This window comes from Carnobacterium alterfunditum DSM 5972 (assembly GCF_000744115.1).
GTDB lineage: Bacteria > Bacillota > Bacilli > Lactobacillales > Carnobacteriaceae > Carnobacterium_B > Carnobacterium_B alterfunditum.
Map to the genome: position 1 here is coordinate 607,824 of NZ_JQLG01000004.1, position 19,714 is coordinate 627,537.

Annotated in this window: 23 protein-coding genes; all 23 read right to left on the minus strand. The window is 38.3% G+C overall.

Annotated elements, in window-relative coordinates; all coding sequences use genetic code 11:
• Positions 1–133: 133 nt before the first annotated feature.
• The 23 genes from BR50_RS03305 to fliG all read right to left on the minus strand — a co-directional run bounded on the left by BR50_RS03305 (position 134) and on the right by fliG (position 19,707).
• Positions 134–1,903 (minus strand): methyl-accepting chemotaxis protein, encoded by a 1,770-nt coding sequence (locus tag BR50_RS03305; RefSeq protein WP_051905723.1) that lies wholly within the window; start codon positions 1,901–1,903, stop codon positions 134–136.
• Positions 1,904–2,126: 223 nt separating this feature from the next.
• Complete coding sequence (ftsE, locus tag BR50_RS03310) at positions 2,127–2,843, minus strand: cell division ATP-binding protein FtsE (RefSeq protein WP_034546246.1); 717 nt, start codon at positions 2,841–2,843, stop codon at positions 2,127–2,129.
• A 117-nt stretch (positions 2,844–2,960) separates the two neighbouring features.
• A complete protein-coding gene (locus tag BR50_RS03315) occupies positions 2,961–3,716 on the minus strand; it encodes a flagellar hook-basal body protein (protein ID WP_034546248.1) in 756 nt (251 codons plus the stop codon).
• 12 nt (positions 3,717–3,728) lie between these two features.
• Positions 3,729–4,490 (minus strand): flagellar hook-basal body protein, encoded by a 762-nt coding sequence (locus BR50_RS03320; RefSeq protein ID WP_034546250.1) that lies wholly within the window; start codon positions 4,488–4,490, stop codon positions 3,729–3,731.
• Positions 4,483–5,199: a sigma-70 family RNA polymerase sigma factor gene (locus BR50_RS03325; RefSeq protein WP_034546252.1), complete on the minus strand. Its 717-nt coding sequence runs from the start codon at positions 5,197–5,199 to the stop codon at positions 4,483–4,485. The genes BR50_RS03320 and BR50_RS03325 overlap by 8 nt, the downstream gene beginning before the upstream one ends.
• A 97-nt stretch (positions 5,200–5,296) precedes the next feature.
• Positions 5,297–7,378 carry a flagellar biosynthesis protein FlhA gene (gene flhA / locus BR50_RS03330; RefSeq protein ID WP_034546254.1) on the minus strand — a complete coding sequence of 694 codons (2,082 nt, stop codon included), beginning with the start codon at positions 7,376–7,378 and terminating at the stop codon, positions 5,297–5,299.
• Positions 7,379–7,406: 28 nt separating this feature from the next.
• Complete coding sequence (flhB, locus tag BR50_RS03335; RefSeq protein WP_034546255.1) at positions 7,407–8,474, minus strand: flagellar biosynthesis protein FlhB; 1,068 nt, start codon at positions 8,472–8,474, stop codon at positions 7,407–7,409.
• 21 nt (positions 8,475–8,495) lie between these two features.
• On the minus strand, positions 8,496–9,248 hold the full coding sequence (gene fliR / locus BR50_RS03340) for a flagellar biosynthetic protein FliR (RefSeq protein WP_034546256.1): 753 nt from the start codon (positions 9,246–9,248) through the stop codon (positions 8,496–8,498).
• Positions 9,249–9,254: 6 nt separating this feature from the next.
• On the minus strand, positions 9,255–9,518 hold the full coding sequence (gene fliQ / locus BR50_RS03345; RefSeq protein ID WP_034546257.1) for a flagellar biosynthesis protein FliQ: 264 nt from the start codon (positions 9,516–9,518) through the stop codon (positions 9,255–9,257).
• 12 nt (positions 9,519–9,530) lie between these two features.
• Positions 9,531–10,295 carry a flagellar type III secretion system pore protein FliP gene (gene fliP / locus BR50_RS03350; RefSeq protein WP_034546261.1) on the minus strand — a complete coding sequence of 255 codons (765 nt, stop codon included), beginning with the start codon at positions 10,293–10,295 and terminating at the stop codon, positions 9,531–9,533.
• Positions 10,296–10,297: 2 nt separating this feature from the next.
• Entirely contained in the window at positions 10,298–10,702 is a 405-nt protein-coding gene (locus BR50_RS03355; RefSeq protein ID WP_034546263.1) for a flagellar biosynthetic protein FliO, read from the minus strand.
• Positions 10,703–10,729: 27 nt separating this feature from the next.
• Positions 10,730–11,224, minus strand: coding sequence for a flagellar basal body-associated FliL family protein (locus BR50_RS03360; protein WP_034546267.1), 495 nt, complete (start codon positions 11,222–11,224; stop codon positions 10,730–10,732).
• Between the two features lie 6 nt (positions 11,225–11,230).
• Positions 11,231–11,971, minus strand: a complete 741-nt coding sequence (locus BR50_RS03365) for a flagellar motor protein MotB (protein WP_074200277.1) — start codon at positions 11,969–11,971, stop codon at positions 11,231–11,233.
• A complete protein-coding gene (locus BR50_RS03370) occupies positions 11,964–12,773 on the minus strand; it encodes a motility protein A (RefSeq protein ID WP_051905724.1) in 810 nt (269 codons plus the stop codon). Before BR50_RS03370 ends, BR50_RS03365 begins: the two co-directional genes overlap by 8 nt.
• Complete coding sequence (locus tag BR50_RS03375; RefSeq protein WP_425429679.1) at positions 12,770–13,006, minus strand: flagellar FlbD family protein; 237 nt, start codon at positions 13,004–13,006, stop codon at positions 12,770–12,772. The genes BR50_RS03370 and BR50_RS03375 overlap by 4 nt, the downstream gene beginning before the upstream one ends.
• A 52-nt stretch (positions 13,007–13,058) precedes the next feature.
• Positions 13,059–13,910 carry a flagellar hook-basal body complex protein gene (locus tag BR50_RS03380; RefSeq protein ID WP_034546271.1) on the minus strand — a complete coding sequence of 284 codons (852 nt, stop codon included), beginning with the start codon at positions 13,908–13,910 and terminating at the stop codon, positions 13,059–13,061.
• 72 nt (positions 13,911–13,982) lie between these two features.
• Positions 13,983–14,363, minus strand: a complete 381-nt coding sequence (locus BR50_RS03385; RefSeq protein ID WP_034546273.1) for a TIGR02530 family flagellar biosynthesis protein — start codon at positions 14,361–14,363, stop codon at positions 13,983–13,985.
• Complete coding sequence (locus BR50_RS03390; protein WP_034546274.1) at positions 14,363–14,797, minus strand: flagellar hook assembly protein; 435 nt, start codon at positions 14,795–14,797, stop codon at positions 14,363–14,365. Before BR50_RS03390 ends, BR50_RS03385 begins: the two co-directional genes overlap by 1 nt.
• A gap of 13 nt (positions 14,798–14,810) precedes the next feature.
• Complete coding sequence (locus BR50_RS03395; protein ID WP_034546276.1) at positions 14,811–16,124, minus strand: flagellar hook-length control protein FliK; 1,314 nt, start codon at positions 16,122–16,124, stop codon at positions 14,811–14,813.
• Between the two features lie 51 nt (positions 16,125–16,175).
• The gene (gene fliJ / locus BR50_RS03400; RefSeq protein ID WP_245792819.1) at positions 16,176–16,610 is read right to left on the minus strand and encodes a flagellar export protein FliJ; all 435 of its coding nucleotides are present in this window, start codon (positions 16,608–16,610) and stop codon (positions 16,176–16,178) included.
• Positions 16,611–16,629: 19 nt separating this feature from the next.
• On the minus strand, positions 16,630–17,964 hold the full coding sequence (gene fliI, locus BR50_RS03405; protein WP_034546278.1) for a flagellar protein export ATPase FliI: 1,335 nt from the start codon (positions 17,962–17,964) through the stop codon (positions 16,630–16,632).
• A gap of 2 nt (positions 17,965–17,966) precedes the next feature.
• On the minus strand, positions 17,967–18,719 hold the full coding sequence (locus BR50_RS03410) for a FliH/SctL family protein (RefSeq protein WP_034546280.1): 753 nt from the start codon (positions 18,717–18,719) through the stop codon (positions 17,967–17,969).
• The gene (fliG, locus tag BR50_RS03415) at positions 18,703–19,707 is read right to left on the minus strand and encodes a flagellar motor switch protein FliG (RefSeq protein WP_034546283.1); all 1,005 of its coding nucleotides are present in this window, start codon (positions 19,705–19,707) and stop codon (positions 18,703–18,705) included. The genes BR50_RS03410 and fliG overlap by 17 nt, the downstream gene beginning before the upstream one ends.
• Positions 19,708–19,714: the final 7 nt, after the last annotated feature.

Below are 19,714 nucleotides of genomic sequence, written 5' to 3' on the forward strand. Positions count from 1 at the left end.
TTGTTTACTCCTTCTTATCTATTAATGGGTTTAAACTGCCTAAATGACCGTTTAAACCCACTAAATTCCTTTTGTTATCTTTTTTACAGGTACCGTTATTAATATTAAATAAATCTATTTTTAATACTAGGCTTTAGATTTTAAATTCTGCGACCATCTCGGCTAAACCTTTAGCTAAGTCTGCAAGTTGTTCCGAATTCCCTGCAACTTCTTCCATAGAACTAGTGATTTCTTGTGAAGCAGCAGACGTCTCTTCGACACCAGCAGCAGATTCCTCTGAAACAGAAGCAATCTCTTCAATCGAACTATTCATGATCTCACTATTTACTTGGATACTTTCTAAATTATCAGATATGTCTTTGATGCCTTTTACCATTGTCGTAACAGAAGCATTAATTTGGTTAAAGGTATCTCCAGTCTTCTTGATTTGGCTGGTTCCCTCTTGAACTTCAGTGTAACCTGTTTGTAAAGAGTCGCTCACTCGTTTAGACTCAGTCTGGATTTTCTCAACAAATCCGGTAATATCAGAAATAGATACGGCAACTTGTTCAGCTAATTTACGGACTTCATCTGCGACCACTGCAAACCCTCTGCCGTGTTCACCAGCTCGTGCAGCTTCGATTGCAGCATTTAAAGCCAATAGGTTCGTTTGATCAGCAATTTTTTGGATGATCATAACTAAATTTGTGATTTCTTTTGTTTGGTTATCCAGTGTGGCCATTTTAAATACGGCATCCAACACAATTTCATCGATTTTAGCCATTTGACGGTTCGAATCTTCCATGTATTCCTTACCTTGAGTAGTCATGGATAACACACCCATTGAAGAGTCTTTGATTTTTTCGCCGCTTTTATTTGTGCTTTGGACCTTTTTAGTAAAATTACCCATCACAACGGATAAATTGCTTGCAGTTGTCGCTTGTGTTTCTGATCCAGTTGCCAATTCTTGCATTGTTATCGCAACTTGCTCAGAACCTGATTTCACTTCATTGGCAGATTGGGTAAGTTCATTACTGTTGTTGGTCAACATCTCTGAAGCTCTTTTTATGCCTTCCATAACTTCTTTTTCCATTACTTGCATTTGATTAATAGCCATAGCCAACTGTCCTGTTTCATCCTTGGCAGTTATTGCTAACGGTTCGGAGGTGAGATCACCATAAGCGATCGTCTGCATGCGTTCCATAACTTTTTTGATTGGTTTTGTGATCGAATTAGACGTTAATAAAGCAATCGTGATTCCAAGTATAATCACTAAAACACTAATGATGAACGTTAACATCAATGAGCTCTTACCTAGATTGGTCACCGATTGGGCTTGTGCATTGATAGAATCCATTCGTATATCTGATAGTTTTTCAAATTCTTTTATTAAATCATTTGAATAGGGCTCTACAGAAGAACGCAAATAACTGGCTGCTCCAGCTTCATCCCCACTGTCGTATCGTTCAAATACATCCGTAAGGACCATTGCTTCCCAATCTACGCTCCTATCGATCACTTCTTGGGTTTCTTTTTTAGTTGATAAAGCTAAAACTTGTTTTTCATACTTCTGACTTTTTTCAGTATATTGATCAAACAAATTTTTATATAGGCCATCTCCAAACAATATGTATCCTCTCGCTGCTGCGATCCTTTGCGAAATACTCAATGTCAATTGATCATTAGCTATCAAAAGTGTTAATTCTTCGTCGATCATTTGTTCTGTTTTATTATTTGTCTTTGAAATAGTTACGATCATTATCGTTGCTAATACAATAACTAGTAAAATAATTGTCATAAAAGCTAAGAGGATTTTAGTTTTTAAACTCTTAAAGTTCAATGCACTTTTTAACTTTGTTAGATCCCAGTTTTTAATATTCCATTTGCTTGAGGCGATATTTTTTTCTTCTATATTATTTTCCAACTACTTTTCACCCTTCCATTTCTGTTAAAAATAACTTGATTCATTTTTTACTCTTCGCATATCTTCTATTATATCGGTCTATTTTCAGAAAACTTTAGCCTAACTTTATGAATCTTTCAATCTAAATTTGACCACATAAAAAAGACAAGCTTAGCACCCTGAATCAATGCCCTAGCTTGTCTTTTTTATGATCTAACATCTTATAGAGCTGTCTTTTACATTATTACACAGCCACGTATTCTCCGAGCGAGATATCGTATTGGATCACGTCATCGCTTCTATTTTCATCCCAAATAATTTTACCTTGTTCTATTTCCACTACTCGATTACGAAATTTTTCTACAATACTACGATTGTGGGTGACCATTAAAATGGTCGTTCCTCTTTGATTGATGCGATAAAATAAACGCATGATCTCTAAAGCCGTTTTTGGATCTAAATTACCTGTTGGTTCATCCGCAATGATCAACTTAGGTGAATTAACGATTGCACGAGCGATCGACACGCGTTGTTGTTCTCCACCGGATAATTCGGTTGGTTTATCATTTGCCTTGTCTTCTAGATTAACATACCGCAAAGCTTGCATCACAAGCGGCCTGATTTCTTCTGGTTCAGTACCGATCACTTCTAATGCATACGCAATATTTTCAAAAACAGTACGGTCTAACAATAATTTGAAATCTTGAAAAACGATTCCAATCTGTCTTCTAAGTTTTGGGATATCTTTTCCCTTCATTTTAGAAAGCAGTTGACCACAAACTTCGATCTGACCTTTGTTTGCTGCTTCTTCTCGGTACAATAATTTTGCCAATGTTGATTTTCCAGAGCCGCTAGCTCCAACTAAATAAACAAACTCGCCATCTTCAATTGTTAGATCAACGCCTCGAAGAGCTTTTACTCCTTTAGAGTAGCTTTTAACAACATTCTTCATTCTAATCATGATCAATCACCCGATTTACCTCAAATTCTTTCCTGACGCTCGTTTTTGCGTCAACCCAAATCCGATAGTGTATGTGCCTAAAGATATATGTACCTTTTCCTGTTATTCGTCTAACTCTTATTGTTTAAATTGGTTGATGACCGAAGCCATTTCATCTGTTCCTTGTGCGACTTTAAGGTTCAATGAATATGACCGTTGTGCCAACATCATTTCAGTAATAGAAGAGGCTAAATCAACATTTGATGCTTCTAAATAATTTTGTTGGATCGTACCGTCTCCTGCTCCAAATGTCCCATCATAGCTGAATTTATTCTCTCCAACAGGCTGCATAGCATTCGTTCGAGTAGGATAAAATAAAGGGATCGTTCCAACCAGCGTACTGCCATTCTCTGAGTGGATCGTTACTTCACCATTCTCAGCAATGGATACATCTCCTTCAGGCCATTGGTTGGTTGGAATAGTTGCTTGGATCTCCAAAGTATCCCCATTACCGTTTGTGATCGATTTGTCTCCATTTACCTGAAAAGCTCCGTCTCGTGTCAAATACTGCTCGCCGTTTTCGCCGATCACCCCAAAGAACCCTTCTCCGGCAATAGCCAAGTGGTAATCGTTTGAATCGGAAACAAGTGAACCTTGTGCGAAGTTGGTAGAAGTAACAGCGCTCTTAGATCCGATCGCAATTCCTGAACCTTGAACAGTATCTGATAAGTATGAAGCTTCTGCGTTCATATCATTCAGCAACAACTCATTAAAACTGATATTCTTTGACTTATAACCAGTTGTATTGATATTTGCGATGTCATTTGATACTGCATCCATTTGATTTTGAATGGCATTCATGCCACTTTTACTAACACTTAACGGTATACTCATCTTCTCATCCTCCTAAACTTTCCCAACTTCATTGACTGCTTTTCTTAACGTTTCATCCGCTGCACTGAGGGCCTTTTGATTCGCTTCAAATGCTCTTGAAACTTGCATCAAGTTCGTGATCTCATCGACCGTTTCGACATTAGATGTTTCCAAGTAACTTTGTTGCACAACCGTGCCGCCAACTTGTGCTGTTGTGCCACCTTGCCCCGTATATAATGTGTCGCCAGCTCTTGTCAAGCTAGCCGTGTCTTCAAATTCAGTGATCATCAAACGGTTTCCCGTTCCAGCAATGTTGCCTCTGTTATCAATTGCAAAATCCGCTCCATTGACTTGGATAGGTGCCGATTGCCCATCAGCTGACACTCCCATGACGCGATAGCCTTCTTGCGTGACCAATTCTCCTGTATCGTTAACGTTGAAATTCCCGTTACGTGTGTAGGAAGTTTCGCCGTTTGGTGCTTGAACTGTGAAAAAGCCGTCCCCTTGGATCGCTACATCTGTTGTAGAAGTTGTTGCTTTTAAACCACCTTGACTAAAATTTTGAACGATCTCATCAATTTGATTGCCAAAAGTGAATCCGCCGATATCTTGCTGACGATTTAACAATGGTCCATCTAAATGGTTTGACATCACTTCTGATGCGCGTGTGCTTTGAATGATTTCTTGTGATTTATATCCAGCAGTATTGATATTAGCTACATTTGCACTAATATTTTCTTGCTTTTTTTGCAAAATGTTAAAGCTATTGTTGAGCGTTGTTAAACTTCTAATCATCGTATTCTCTCCTCATCGATTCTTTTAATTTCAAAATCGTTTTGCCATGTATCTGTGAAACTCTAGGAACCGAAATATCAAAGATATACGCAATTTCTTTAAGTGACAACTCTTCAACATAATACAAATTCAAAATCGTTTGCTCTCTCTTATCCAATTTGGTCACATTTTTAGTCAGCAGTTGTTGACGTTCCTTATCCAACAAGACATCTTCAGAACCTGTTTCACTTTTGTCTTCTAAGAAATCCATCAATTCGATTGAATTGCCATCATCGCTAAACATCACTTTTTCTAATGATACCGAGGCCAAATTATGAACTGTTTCATGGATCTTTGCTAAAGCTTTTTCATCGATTTTCAATTCTGAACAAATTTCTTTCTCAGTTGGTGTACGCATGAACGATGCTTCTAATTTTTCTTTGGCACGATAATAGTCGTTCAGTTTTCCCATCCGGGTCCGCGATACCGGAGCTGTTTTTCTGATTTCATCAATAATCGAACCCTTAATTCTAATATACGCATACCCTTCAAAAGGAACTTTTTTCGATTTATCGAATTTTTCCAGTGCATCCATTAGACCAATGACTCCTATATTATATAAGTCATCTCTGTCATACTGGCTTCGCTTAACATCTATTCGATTAACGATTTTTTCTACTAAGGGAAGGTATTTAATGATTTCCTTTTCCCTATCATTTTCGTAATACATTTATACCCCTCCCCCATTAAGAACTAGCACGAACTGACATGAAAAACAGTCACACTATCCCAATCCTTTCACCAGTCTACTTAGCTCTTATCTATCATCATCCATTGATCATACCCACTGTTTCAATTGGAATGTCATTCGGTACTTCGTTCAATGACACAACTGCTAAATCAGGAAAATTATACGAAATCAGATTTTTCATTGCTGGTCTTACTTTTGGTGAAGCCAATAAAACATGCGGGATCCCTCTTGCCGAAAGCTGATTGTGAATAGCTGTGATACTGTCAAAAATTTTCGTAACCGTTTCGGGCTGCAAAATCGGGATCGATCCAGCAGAAGATTTTTGGATACTGCGTGTGATCTGCTCTTCCGTATCCGGCAGTATAGTCACGACTTGAAGAACATTTTGTTCATCTAAGTAAGGTTTAACGATCGTCCGTTTAAGCGATTGGCGCACATATTCGGTCAGCATTTCGATGTCTTTCGTTGTATTTCCATAGTCCGCTAACGTTTCTAAAATAGTCACCAAATCATTGATTGGGATACTTTCTTTCAATAAGTTTTGTAAGACTTTTTGGACTTCTCCCAAACGAAGGATATCTGGGATCAGTTCATCGATCACCACGCCATATTTATCTTTGATGCCTTCAAGCAATTGTTTGACTTCTTGTCTGCCTAGCAATTCATAACTAGATTTATAAATCGTCTCTTTTAGGTGAGTAACTAAAACGGTTATCGGATCGACTACTGTGTATCCCCTCAAATCGGCCGCTTCTCTATCGCCTTCGTTGACCCACATGGCGTCTAGGCCAAAAGCCGGTTCTTTTGTTGGGATACCATCGAAGTCAAACTCTGTTTCGCCTGGGTCCACGATCATATATTTATCTAAGTACAATTCGCCGCGAGCCACAACGTTACCTTTGATTTTGAGCACATAATCATTGGCTTTGAGCTGTAAGTTATCTCTGATGCGTATCGGACTCAATAAGATCCCCAATTCATGAGCACTTTGTTTACGAATCGTTGTGATATGACTCATTAAATTATTGTCTTGATTTTCATCGGTTATTGGGATCAAACCATAACCGATCTCGATGGAAATCGGATCCACTTGAAAAGAAGCCACTGATTCATCTGAGCTTTTTTCTTGTTTCGTCCGCTGCAAAGCTTTCGAACGCATTTCTTTAGCTTTTTGATTCGAGTTCTTTGATTTTTCATTTTCCATCAATAAGTACCCGGTCGCACCTGCCATCAATCCTAATACTAGAAAGGGAAACGTTGGAAAACCCGGCATAACTGAAAATGAAATCAAAATCACTGATAGTATCAGCATAACTTTTGGTGAATGGAATAATTCTTCCCCTATGGAACTACCAAAACCTTTGATACTTCCAGAGCGGGTAACTAAAATTCCCGATGCTACCGAGATCAATAATGAAGGAATTTGACTGACCAGTCCATCACCAATCGTTAACTGCCCGAATGTTGTCAAAGCTTCCATGACTTCCATGTCATTTTGCAGCGAATGGATCGCTACTCCGCCGATCAAGTTGATGATCGTGATGATCAGACCAGCAATAGCATCTCCTTTGACGAACTTACTTGCTCCATCCATTGCTCCGAAAAACTGGGTCTCTCTTTCAAGGTCTGACCGTCTTTTTTTAGCCTGTTCTTCGTTGATCAGCCCTGAGTTCATGTCCGCATCGATAGCCATTTGTTTACCTGGCATAGCATCGAGTGTAAACCTTGCTGAAACTTCAGAAACACGACTGGCCCCATTTGTTACGACCATCATTTGAATGATCACGATGATGATAAAGATGACTGCTCCAACGATGAAATTACTTCCGGTTACGACGTTAGCAAATGTTTCAATAACCGCTCCTGCTTTTCCTTCAGTTAAAATCAACCGTGTAGAAGAGATGTTCAGTGCTAACCGAAACATGGTAGTGATCAACAACATGGTTGGAAAAGTCGAGAATTCTAACACGTTTTTTGTAAACAGCGTCAGCAGCAATATGGTGATCGATAATGCTATGTTGATGATCAGCATAAAATCGAGTAGTCCAGCTGGTAATGGAATAATGATCATGCCCAGAATAGCCATGACCAAAAAAGCAACGATCACATCCAAAGAACCGGTTAGTTTTTCAATTTTCCCCCAAAAGGCAGTAGACATATTTTTGAACTCCTCATCTTAAAAAGCATTAAATCTTGTATTTGTTCATTTCTTCCGTTTGGTAAACCAATGCGAGTATTTCAGCAATAGCTTGGTAAAGATCCATTGGCACTGGCTGGCCGATTTCGACCGCCTTATACATAGCTCTAGCGACAGGTTTGTTTTCAATGATTGGAATATCGAGCGCTTTAGCCAGTTCTCTAATTTTTGCAGCTTGATGATCTGCCCCTTTAGCCACGATGATCGGTACTTCGTCTTTGCCTTTCTCATAACGAATCGCAATGGCTAAATGAGTCGGGTTTGTGATAATGGCCGTTGCCGTCTCCACATCGTGCAAGCCCCCTTTTGTCAACTGACGGTAGCGTTGTCTCCTTTGAGACTTGATCTGCGGGTCACCTTCAGCTTCCTTGTATTCATCTTTTAATTCTTGTTTGGACATCTTCAAATTTTTCCGGTAGTCATAAACTTGATAAATGTAATCGATCAAGCCTAATATAAGCAGCAACACACCTAATTGGGTTGCCAATTCCATGACAAGATCAGACATTAAAAAAAATAATTTTTCTGTCCCTACATTGCTGGAATTAAGGATCAAGTAAACCGATGTTTCAAGTGTTTTATAGGCCATCCAAAAGACTAAAGTTAACTTAGCAACATTTTTAAACAGTGTGAACACGGTCTTTTTACTGAACATATTCTTAAATCCACTGATTGGGTTTATTTTGCTTAGCTTGAATTTAATAGGTTCTATCGAAAATAAAAAGCCAGTCTGTACAATAGTGGATACAAATGCTGCGACGAATGCAATAACGAGGAACGGACCAGCCAACACCATTATAAATATGATCGACCTCATCCCAATATTTGCTAAATTATTTTCTAAGCCATCTACTGTCAATCCAGCCGATAAGTAATTTTGCAAATAGAGCAAACTATATTTCAATATGTAATTTCCTAAAAAGGTTGCTGCAAGGATAAAGACGATAAATGTCACAGCGGAAGTTAAATCTGGGCTCTTAGGAATCTCGCCTTTTTTTCTAGTGTCCCGCAGTTTTTTGGGACTGGCTTTTTCTGTTTTCCCATCTTTTTCCGCCATTCATTTTCACCTCGCCTTTTTTTACAATAACTGAATAAATTCATTCATGTATTTCACCATAAGTGGCAGCGTCGTTTGGATCGTTTCGATTAACGTTGGCAAGAATATCAGCATCAGAACAAAACTAGCCGCTATTTTTAAGGGCATTCCCAAAATCAATACATTGATTTGAGGAACCGAACGTGAGATCAACCCTAAGATAACTTCTGTCAATAAGGCCACGATTACCATTGGTGCTGCTATATTAAAAGCCAATTCAAAAATAATGCCAAGTAGCTTCATCATGCCTTCTACACCAAAATCACCTAATTCAGTACTGAAGATTGGCACGGATCGGAACGATTGTACCAAGCTTTTGATCACGACATGGTGGAGGTTGGTGATGTAGAATACACACATGGACAACCAATAATAAATCTTCCCATAATAAGAAACATTTATCCCCATGGTTGGATCATAAACAGCTCCCATTGAGAACCCAACTTGAAAATCTACAAAATTACCGGCAATCTCAATTGCAGAAAAAAAGAGTTTTGTAATAAATCCAATAGCCATCCCAAGCAAAACTTCTTTTAGGATCAAAATCGCAAAAAAGAGCGTATCCGCTACTTCATTCATGGCCGGTACGGCTGAATAAGCTGCAAGTGTGATCCCCATTGCTAAAGCGATTTTTGCTACATTGGGTAGACCTTTAATGGAGAATCCAGGACTTACAACTATAAAAGATGTCACCCGTATGAATATTAAAATGATGGTTTGCAATTGTATGGTCATGGTCGCTCACAGTTCCGCGATCATTTCGAAAATTTTCTGCGTGAACATAATAAGACTATTCATCATAAAATTTCCAAAAACAATCAATGAGACGATTACCGCTAAGATTTTAGGTACAAAACTCAACGTTTGTTCTTGAAGCTGTGTGGTTGCTTGGATGATACTAATAAATAGCCCCACCACTAGGGCAATGATCAACGTCGGACCTGCTACGATTATCATCACCATGAAGGCTTCTCTTATAATGTCTAAAACTTTTTCCATTGTCATTTTTTTACACCTCTACTGAAATCCTGTAACTAGCGATTCGACCACTAAATACCATCCATCGACTAAAACAAATAATAATAATTTAAATGGCAATGAAATCATCACCGGAGACAACATGAACATCCCCATCGACATCAGGATACTAGCCACGACAATATCAATGACTAAAAACGGAATAAAGATCAAGAATCCAATACTGAATGCTGTTCTCAATTCACTGATAATAAAAGCTGGGATGGCTATATTCAATGGCAAATCATCTATAACTGTTGGTTCGTCAGTTTCAGATATATCCAAAAACAATTGAATGTCTTCATCTCTTGTTTGTTTGTACATGAATTTTTTAATAGGTTGTGCGGCTGATTCAAATGCCTCTTGACCAGATATTTCTTCATTTATGTATGGCGTAATAGCATCCGTCATCACTTCAGTGTATACAGGTTGCATAATAAACAAAGATAGAAATAGTGCGATCCCTATTAACACCAAATTAGGCGGATTTTGTTGCGTCCCTAATGAACTTCTGACAAATGACAGCACAATAATAATGCGTGTGAAACTTGTCGTTAGTACTAGAAATGTTGGTGCGATACTCAATGCAGTTGTTAAAAGAAATAACTGAACGACTTGAGAGGTTTCTCCAGCGCCATTTTCAAATACCTTCGATAACCCGCTCAGGCTATCTGTTAGTTCAGCCGCCGAAGCGACTTTTGGAAAGAGAACGAAGCTAATTAAAAAGAGGGACAAGCCTAAAATCCATTTATTTTTCTTTTGCAACTTTATTTCCTCTTTTCATAGAAAGACTGATACCGGGACCGCAATGATTTAAAAGTCTGAACCAAAATCTGAACCAATTTCTTACCCATTTGTTGGTTATCTGATCTCGTAGGGAAATATGGTATCTTTTCTTCTATACTACTTGCGATTTTCTCTTTTTCTACTGCTGTCAGTTCTTTTAAGATTTCATTGCGAGTATCTGTAAAACTCATTAAGTAGTACGTATCTGCAATTTCTACAATACTCAATGCCGAACTTTTACTGGTTGGGGTTCTCTCAATCACTTTAATTACTTGGTTTTTTTTCGCCATAAACGTATTTAAGTACTTTAACCCATAATTTGCTGCCCATATGATAACAATTAATGCTACGACACTTTTCAATACATAAACCAGTCCAAGTCCCAATTTTCTATTTCTCCTTCTCGCTTCTTATTATTGCGTCACAATATTCGTGATAAAGATAGCATCCACAAGATCCTCATCCATTTTGACATTAACGGCCTCGATCAATTCTTGTTTGATCAATAACTTATTATCTTCTTCTTTAAAGACAGTATCTTCTGTTTTATTCCGCAAAACAGTAATAACTGAATCTCTAATTTGAGCCATATTTGCAGTCAATTTTTCCCCTGCACCTTCTTTTGAACTATGTAAAGAAAGTTCTATTTTTAAAAAGGTCTTTTTAATAGATGTACCAGAGTCTAAATTGATTAAAAATTCTTCTAAAGGAACCGTTGTTTCTACAATTTCTTCTTTAAATAAATCTGAAATGATTACCTGTGCCTTACCAGAAGTAAAACCATAACTAACGACTCCTATTATTACTATTGCAAAGAAAATACTAACAACCCATAACTTTTTTTTCTTTCCTTTAGTTCCTTTAGTCGTTTTACTTTTTTTTGTCGGTTTTGCTTTTTCAGATGCCATATGTATCTACTCCTCCTGATGCTCATAAACGAGTACAATGTTTACTCGTCTATTTCTCGCTCTATTTTCATCTGAATTATTTGGAACAGATGGGTGATACTCCCCATACCCCTTAGCTGATAATCTTGTTGGTGTAACGCTTCTCTCTTCACTTAAATACCGTAAGACGGATAAAGCTCTGCTTGTGGATAATTCCCAGTTGCTGCTAAAATTAGCATTGTTCATTGGAACATCGTCCGTATATCCTTCTATTACGACATCATTTTCGAATTGTTGGACCAACTCTCCTAAATTATTTAATGTATTTATTCCAGAATCAGCAATAATAGCACTTCCACTTCCAAATAAAATAGATTCTTGAATGTTTACATAAATCCCATCTTGATCGTATTTAACGCTTGCTTGAGCTGTCATATCTTTTGTTTCTAAAAATTGAACGACTTCGTCATACATCTTGATTAATTCTGGATCAACGGCATCTTCACTTGGTACTGCTATAATATCTTCGCTTGGCTCAGTTTCAGTATCGGTTACTGTATTTTCTTCGATTACGGACTCTCCACCATTAAAGGCTGATTGGATCGAATTAGACGCTTCATTAAATTTGTCTAAGCTTACACTTGACATAGAATAGAGCAGGATAAAGAATGTCAGCAATAACGACATCAAATCTGAAAAAGTCGTTATCCACCCTCCTCCGCCAGAGCTACTGCTATTGGTTTCTTTCTTTTTCCTTCTTCTAGCCATAATTTTGTTCCTCTTGTTGGAGCTTCGCTGCAGCTTTCAAGGTTTCTTCTTTATTTTCAAAAGGCAAATACCCTTTCAATTTTTGTTCGATCACACGTGGGTTTTCTCCAGCTTGTAAGGATAAGACACCTTCAATGATCATTTCACAACTTTTCATCTCTTCATTCGTTTGCATTTGCAAATTGCTTGCGATTGGAATAAACACCAGATTAGCTAAGAAGCTTCCATAAAAAGTTGTTATCAAAGCCGTTGCCATTCCTACACCAATCGTACTAGGGTCATTTAATTCTCCCAACATAATGACTAAACCAATCAGTGTACCGATCATTCCGAAAGCCGGAGCCATTTCGCCCCATTTTAAAAAGATGTCCTGGCCGATTCGGTGTCTTTTCTCAATATTTTCTGCTGTGATTTCCATGATGTCTCTGACGGTTTCTGGTTCTAGCCCATCAACAGCCATCTGTAGTCCGATTACCATTAATTCATTATCTTGTTCCTCAATATCTGCTTCAATCGCTAAAATTCCTTGGCTTCTTGCTTTTCTAGATAATGCCGCAAACGTTTCAATCAATTTAGCGTAATCAGGATTTGGATCAAGCAATAAGTTTTTTAAAATAGACGGCAATTTCTTGATCGATTTCAATGGAAAACTAATCAAAATCGCACTAAATGAACCGCCAAGCGTAATCACTAGAGAAGGCGCATTTAAAAAACTAGCAATATTTCCACTAGAAGTAATCGACCAAATAATCAACCCAATACCTAAAAATAAACCGACTATTGGTACAATATTTTTTTTCATAATTCTCCTTCTGAAAAACCGTTGACTATTTTTCTTCTGTACTGAATGATTTTTTCCACTATTTCTTTTTCGGTCTCGGCAACGCGTAAGCTTTTACCATCCGTCAATGTAATAATAGTGTCGAAAGAACGGTCTATTCGATAAATTAAATCGCAATTCAAATAAAATTCTTTTCCTGAAATAGTTGTTAAAGCAATCATACCTAAACCCCAATCTGCTTTCGTTTTCTTCATCAAGATAGAAGGCTTCTCGGACTTTCAGAAAAACCTCCTTACTAGAAATTAATTATCTTTTTAGATTGATCAATTCTTCTAACATCGTATCAGAGGTTGTAATACTTCTTGAGTTTGCCTGGTAAGATCTGCTAGTAATGATCATTTCAGTAAATTCATTCGCTAAATCTACGTTAGACATTTCTAAGAATCCAGAACGTACACTCCCATATCCAGCATCTCCCGGATTCCCTGCTACTGGATCACCTGAGTTAGCCGATTCGGTATATAAGTTTCCACCACTTTTTTCTAGTCCATCTGGGTTAGAAAATGAGGTCAATCCCACCCGGCCTAGTACCATCGATTTTCCACCGCTGTATGATCCTACAATAAGTCCATTGCTGTCTATGTTATAACTTTGTAATTCAGCTCCATCAATGGTTTGAGGAATAGTTATAGGTGCCATCGTTGTTCCTAAAGCGGCAGGATCAAAGCCGTCAATATTTTCATCAGGCATACCTGCCTTGAATCCTTGTACTTGTAGCCCCCCGCTTGTTACCAAGTTGCCATTAGGGTCTACGTAGAATCCACCATCTCTCGTATAAAAAGTTTTTGTTCCATCTGTTACATTGAAAAATGAGCTGTCGCCATTTTCGATTCCGAAATCTAGTGCTCTTCCAGTCGATTGCAAAGAACCACCTGACATAACGGTATCGATTGATCCAACTTGAACCCCTAAACCAACTTGTTGTGCATTGGTACTTGCTTGTGCTGATACATTTGTTTGACTCAACATATCCTCAAAACGAACTCTGCCTGTTTTAAACCCAGTTGTACTGACATTGGCAATATTATTTGAAATTACGTCCATTTTCGTTTGAATATTTCTCATTCCGGTAACACCTGAGTATAGTGATTTTAACATGTCTTTTCCTCCATTCAATTGTCCCACTTCAGTCGATCCATGGGATGATAGCCTCTTTTTCAGTCCAGCTAGTTATACGTTTATTTTTTTCACACTGTCAATGTTAGTGATGGTTTCCATTTCACCGGTGTTCATAGCCGTGATAATGGTTCGATTATCAATACTGGCAATCAACGCTATATCTTTATACACGATCAATGAATTTTTTGATCCCTTTTGATCCAACTCCTCTAATGCATCTGCAATAGTTGTTAAGTCCGATTGGTCTAACAGAATGCCTCTTTCGTTCATGCGTTTTTGGGCATGATTAGAAACTTTTATTTCTGTAGAAGGACTCTGCTGTTGGAGCGATCCTGTCAAAAAAGAACCGAATGTTCGATCAATTCGTTGATTGATTGGATTGGATTTGTTAGCTAGTGTTTGATTTTGCATACCTTCAACGCGAAGAGACATTAAGCTTGGTCACCGACTTCTAAAATATCATTTAATACGTAATCTTTCCCATCTACTTGGATCGTCGCGTAACCTTGATCGAATTTAACCTTATCCACGGTTCCACTGATAAAACCTGATTCTGCACCCGCTACTTTGACTTCTTTTCCTAATAGACTGAGTGCTTGTTGCTGTTGCGTCATTAAAACGTTCATATTCATCATTTCTGACATACTTGTCAACTGATCCAATGTATTAAATTGAGCTAATTGAGCCAGATAATCCGTTTCGCCACCGCCACTGCTGCCACTACCGCTTTCTCCAGGCATAGACGGCATTTTTATGGATGCTGCCATGATCTGTAGAAAATCTTCTGTTGAGAGTTCTGCACTTTTTGTTTCAGTAGATGTACTGTTATTGATTGATCCCATCATAAAATCGGTTGGAAATTCCATTTTTTTCTTCCTCTCACACTAAGATACTGAGTCTGCCTGTATCTATTTTTCCCTCAGATTTCAGTGTCTTTATTTCATTATCTGAAATTTTTGCTTGTTTTTGTCCAAAAGTCCGTTTCTGCTCTTCTCCCTGTCTTTCTTGAGAAGCCGAATCAGCTGTTGCATGCTCGTTCAATTGAATCGTTAATTCTCCTAAGCGAATGTTTTGGCGGTCTAAATTATCTGTTAACCGGTTCATACCACTTGTCAGTAATTCTCTCGTTTCAACGTTATCGACAACGATTTTAGTCATCAGCACGTTGTCGATCAATTCTACTGTGATTCTCACTTCACCCATTTTTTCAGGTGATAAAGTCACATGTGCAATGGATTTTTTGCCGCTTAAAAGGGATTCAGCTTCTTGTATGATCACTTCGCTCACCAGCTGGATACTCGCTTGTTTGACCGATTCTACTACACTTGATTGCTTGATCGCTAAAGCTTCAACCATCGACTGCTGTTGGATTGGTTGCCCCTGCTGATCTACTTCAGCAATTTGTATGGATTGTTCGGTGCTTTCTAGATCTTTCATAAAAGAAATGGGATTTTTAAGCAATTTTTCATTTGAGTTAAGTTCCGCTAAGCCTCCCAATTTGCTCTCGATTATATCCGATTTTGGTTGTTGCAGCTGCTCATTGTCGCTTATTGTTCCACTCAGTTCAATTGGTTGAACGGGTTCAGCTATGAGTTGGGTAATACCCATTCGTTCGTTTTTCCATTCCTCAGTCAAAAACCGTCCAGTTGGTAAAATCGTTCCACCCAGTTTATTTTCTTTCACAGTCACCAGAACCTGATTTGCTTCACTCGGATCAGATTCTTCCGCTAAAAGGTTATCCCCATTTTTTATAATTTGAGCCTTTTGATTATCCAGCATGCTAGCTTCTTTTTGATCAAAGGCGTCTATTTTTTCCGATTCATCTGCTACTTGTGCTGCAAAAACCGGTTCACTACTATTTAGTAGTTTGTCCACTTCAACTAGTGGCTGTTCACTATCATTCAGAGCACTTTTTACTGGTTGTTGCTCTTGTCTTGCGTTAAATGGCCCACTATAAAGCAGCGATGATTCTGAGGTAAGTATTTCCTCAGTTGGTTCCTCTTGACTGTCTTCATTTGTTTCTTCTTCAGGCATTTCTTTCGAACTTTCTTTATGTAACGTATGAGGTTTTTCTTTTGCTAAATACCCGGTAAATTGTGCTTTAAATTTTTCAGGACGTACTTCTTGCTGAAGCTTAGGTTTTAGTTGGATGCTATTACTACTGGCAGAAACAGGAGTTGGGTTCAATGTCATTTTCACCTCCTTTCAATGGATAATGGATCCACTTTCTAGTACCTATGTATATTAATAAAAGGATTTTCCAAAACTTAAAGCTGCCATTTCATCTAATTGTTTTTGTTCATCTTGTTTTTCTTGTTCCATCGTAAAGGTGTATTCTTTTTCCCTTAACTTTTCCATAACTTTTCGGTCTTTATGGGCTTCCATTAATGCAATACGTGCCACTTCTACATTTTTTTCCGCTTTATTAACCACATTTTTTTGGTGAATAATTTTTTCATCGATCATATCTTTGTATAAATTTTGACGCCGCAAAACATCGATACGACTAGTTGTTAAACTATCATTCTTTATTTTTATGTTTTCTCCTATCAATCGTTGTAAGATGGTTTCTTGTTGCAGTTTATTCTGTTGGACTTGTGCTAGATTCTTTTTCTTTTCTTCTTCAGTATCAGAACGCCAATCAAGAACTTTTTCCATTGAAAATGTATAGTTTGCCACTTCATCCACCCCAAGTCATTTATTGATTACCGAACTGCTGTACGTCAAAGAGTGTTTTTAATTGGTCAACAACTTCATCAAAGGCATATCTCTCATCAACTCGTTGTTTTAAAAAGTTTTTTATTGGCGTATTTAACTGAACGGCACGATCGACTAGCGGGTTGCTTCCCTTACGGTAAGCTCCTACATCGATCAGATCTTTTGAATCCGCATAAATCGCCATATTTTCTTTTAATTTCCCTGCCGCAGCAGAATGCTTTTCGGCCGCAACGTCTTTCATCAAACGGCTGATGCTATTTTGAACATCGATCGCTGGGTAATGGTTTTCTGATGCAATTTTTCGCGATAACACAATATGTCCATCCAAGATTCCACGTACGGAATCGGCGATAGGTTCATTCATGTCATCCCCTTCAACCAATACAGTATAAAAGGCCGTTATCGAACCCGTTTCAGACATTCCGCTTCGTTCTAATAACTTAGGCAATGTTGTAAAAACAGAGGGCGTGTACCCTTTAGTTGTTGGTGGCTCGCCAGTTGCTAACCCAATTTCACGTTGGGCCATAGCGACACGCGTAACCGAATCCATCATCAAGACGACTTTCTTGCCTTGATCTCGAAAATACTCAGCAATAGTGGTTGCTACGGCTGCCCCTTTTAACCGAACCAATGGAGGCATATCTGACGTTGCACAAACTACGACTGATTTCCGGTATCCTTCTTCACCTAAATCTTTTTCGATAAATTCCAGTACTTCTCTTCCACGTTCTCCAATCAATCCAATTACGATGATGTCTGCTTCAATGTAGCGCGCCATCATGCCTAGCAACGTACTTTTTCCGACCCCGCTACCTGCGAAGATCCCGATTCGTTGTCCTTCTCCGACAGTCAATGTTCCATCAATGGCTTTTATCCCTGTCGACATAACATCTTTAATTTTTTTTCGCTTAAAAGGATTTGGTGAGCTTCGATTGACATCGTAAAACGTACCATCGACTTTTAACGAGGTATCCATCGGCCGGCCTAAACCATCCAACGTATTGCCGAGCAATTTTTCACTGATTTCAACTTTTAATGTTTTGCCTGTCGGTTTAACTAAACAGCCCGGTCCAATGCCTTCTAATTCATCCAAAGGCATCAGTAAGACCGTCTCATCTACGAATCCAACGACTTCACTCAACGCCACTCTACCAGATGATTTGATCAGTATCTCGCACACTTCACCGACAAATGCATCCAATCCATCTACTTTAATGATCAGACCGGTCACTTGACTGACTTTCCCCATCTTTAAGTAGTAACTTTTCCTATTCAATTGATTATGATACGTTTCAAAAGGAATATCAAACAACATCATCACTCCGAATTCTTCATCTCGTCTATCATCGCGTCTAATTGTTTTCTAACTTGCAGGTCAACGATTGCGTGGGCGTTTTCAACAATACACCCATTTTTATCCAATGTATTATCTGACAGTACTGCAAACCGAATATCTTGGTTCTCTTTTTCAAACTCTTTTACCTTTTCTTTGACCAACTCTTTTTGTTCCGGTCTGACCATTAACGTAATAAATTGATCCTCTCGTTTCAAACGATGCAGGACCGGTTTGATCAAATCCATCACTTGATCCGATGACACATCAATGCTTTTATGGACGATTGTTTCAGCCATATGTCCCGCAAGATCTATGAATGCATTTTTTTTAGCTTGATAATAACTTTCAACTACTTCTTGGGCTTCATCCAGCATATTATGGATCGTTTCTCTCAAACGCAAGCTTTCTTCTTCAGCCTTTTTCATGCCATCTGTGTAGCCCATCTCGTATCCTTGTGCCGTGCCTTCCTCAAACCCTTTTTTTTTTGCCTTTTCTTTCAGCTGTTTCGCTTCTTCTTGGGCTTCAGAAAGGATCACCCTTTTTTTTTCATGTGTTTCATCTAATAAAACTTTAGCTTGCATGACTTCAATGGGTTCTACTACCGGCAACTCACTTGAGTGCCCTTGATCTGACTCTTTAGGTCGTTTCACGGCTAGCATTTCCGTTTGGATAAATGAACGACTTTCTTGAGTAAACGACTGGCCTTGTTTGATGATTTTATGAGATGATGGCATCTTGATCGCCTCTTCTCAAATAAATCTCCCCTTTTTCATCTAAGCGACGAATCACAGTCACAATAAGCTGTTGAGCTTCTTCGACGGCTGATAAGCGAATAGGTCCCATGAATTCAAGTTCTTCTTTGAGCGACTCAACTGCACGAATGGAGAGGTTACTATAAATAAAGCTCTTGATTTCATCCGATACTCCTTTAAGAGCCAATGCCAAGTCATCATTGTTAACGTCTCTAAGAACTTTTTGGACATCGCCTTTTTCAAGCGTAATAATGTCTTCGAAGGTGAACAGACTAGCTTTGATTTCTTCAGCCAATTCTGGTTGTCTTTTTTCCAATACACTAATGATGTTTTTCTCAGTACTTCTGCCAACAGAGTTCAAGATTTCAACCAATGTACGAACGCCACCGACTAATTCCAAATCATTTTCAATGTAAGTGAAAAATTTGTTTTCAATAACCTTTTCGATCTTCTCTATAATTGCTGGAGATGTACTCGTAATGGTTCCAATTCTTTCAGCGATTTGCGATTGCATTTCAATCGGAAATTCAGACAAAATCACAGCTGCTTTTTCCGGCTGCATGTAGCATAAAATCAAAGCGACCGTTTGCGGTTGCTCATTTAACAATAAATTGATAAGCTGTTGCGGATCGGCTTTTCGGGCAATATTAAAGGGACGCTCTCGCAATTGAATTTGATTCAACATATCAATGATTTCTTTAGCTCTTTGAGGACCAATCGCCTTATTCAATAAATTTTTAGCGTAGTCGATTCCTCCTTCAATCATGTATTCTCTTGCTTGAGACATCTCAATAAATTCATTGATAACCGAATCTCGTTCTTCTGGGTTCACCTGATCAATATTGGCTATTTCATAACTCACTTTTTGAATATACCTATCCGGTAGATTTTTCATAATCTTCGCTGATGTTTCCGAGCCTAACGATATCAGTAATATAGCTGCTTTTTTTAACCCATCTACTTCATTCATATCTTCA

Bases quoted from the DNA above. Each gene is read 5' to 3' on its own strand.
- BR50_RS03315 (WP_034546248.1), bottom strand. From the start codon at position 3,716: ATGAGTATACCGTTAAGTGTTAGTAAAAGTGGCATGAATGCCATTCAA.
- BR50_RS03385 (WP_034546273.1), bottom strand. From the start codon at position 14,363: ATGTCTCTTCGCGTTGAAGGTATGCAAAATCAAACACTAGCTAACAAA.
- fliG (WP_034546283.1), bottom strand. From the start codon at position 19,707: ATGAATGAAGTAGATGGGTTAAAAAAAGCAGCTATATTACTGATATCG.
- BR50_RS03395 (WP_034546276.1), bottom strand. From the start codon at position 16,124: ATGACATTGAACCCAACTCCTGTTTCTGCCAGTAGTAATAGCATCCAA.
- ftsE (WP_034546246.1), bottom strand. From the start codon at position 2,843: ATGATTAGAATGAAGAATGTTGTTAAAAGCTACTCTAAAGGAGTAAAA.
- fliI (WP_034546278.1), bottom strand. From the start codon at position 17,964: ATGTTGTTTGATATTCCTTTTGAAACGTATCATAATCAATTGAATAGG.
- BR50_RS03390 (WP_034546274.1), bottom strand. From the start codon at position 14,797: ATGGAATTTCCAACCGATTTTATGATGGGATCAATCAATAACAGTACA.
- flhA (WP_034546254.1), bottom strand. From the start codon at position 7,378: ATGTCTACTGCCTTTTGGGGGAAAATTGAAAAACTAACCGGTTCTTTG.
- flhB (WP_034546255.1), bottom strand. From the start codon at position 8,474: ATGGCGGAAAAAGATGGGAAAACAGAAAAAGCCAGTCCCAAAAAACTG.
- BR50_RS03375 (WP_425429679.1), bottom strand. From the start codon at position 13,006: ATGAAGAAAACGAAAGCAGATTGGGGTTTAGGTATGATTGCTTTAACA.
- BR50_RS03360 (WP_034546267.1), bottom strand. From the start codon at position 11,224: ATGGCATCTGAAAAAGCAAAACCGACAAAAAAAAGTAAAACGACTAAA.
- BR50_RS03410 (WP_034546280.1), bottom strand. From the start codon at position 18,719: ATGCCATCATCTCATAAAATCATCAAACAAGGCCAGTCGTTTACTCAA.
- fliR (WP_034546256.1), bottom strand. From the start codon at position 9,248: ATGACCATACAATTGCAAACCATCATTTTAATATTCATACGGGTGACA.
- BR50_RS03320 (WP_034546250.1), bottom strand. From the start codon at position 4,490: ATGATTAGAAGTTTAACAACGCTCAACAATAGCTTTAACATTTTGCAA.
- BR50_RS03365 (WP_074200277.1), bottom strand. From the start codon at position 11,971: ATGGCTAGAAGAAGGAAAAAGAAAGAAACCAATAGCAGTAGCTCTGGC.
- BR50_RS03380 (WP_034546271.1), bottom strand. From the start codon at position 13,910: ATGTTAAAATCACTATACTCAGGTGTTACCGGAATGAGAAATATTCAA.
- BR50_RS03325 (WP_034546252.1), bottom strand. From the start codon at position 5,199: ATGTATTACGAAAATGATAGGGAAAAGGAAATCATTAAATACCTTCCC.
- BR50_RS03370 (WP_051905724.1), bottom strand. From the start codon at position 12,773: ATGAAAAAAAATATTGTACCAATAGTCGGTTTATTTTTAGGTATTGGG.
- fliQ (WP_034546257.1), bottom strand. From the start codon at position 9,518: ATGACAATGGAAAAAGTTTTAGACATTATAAGAGAAGCCTTCATGGTG.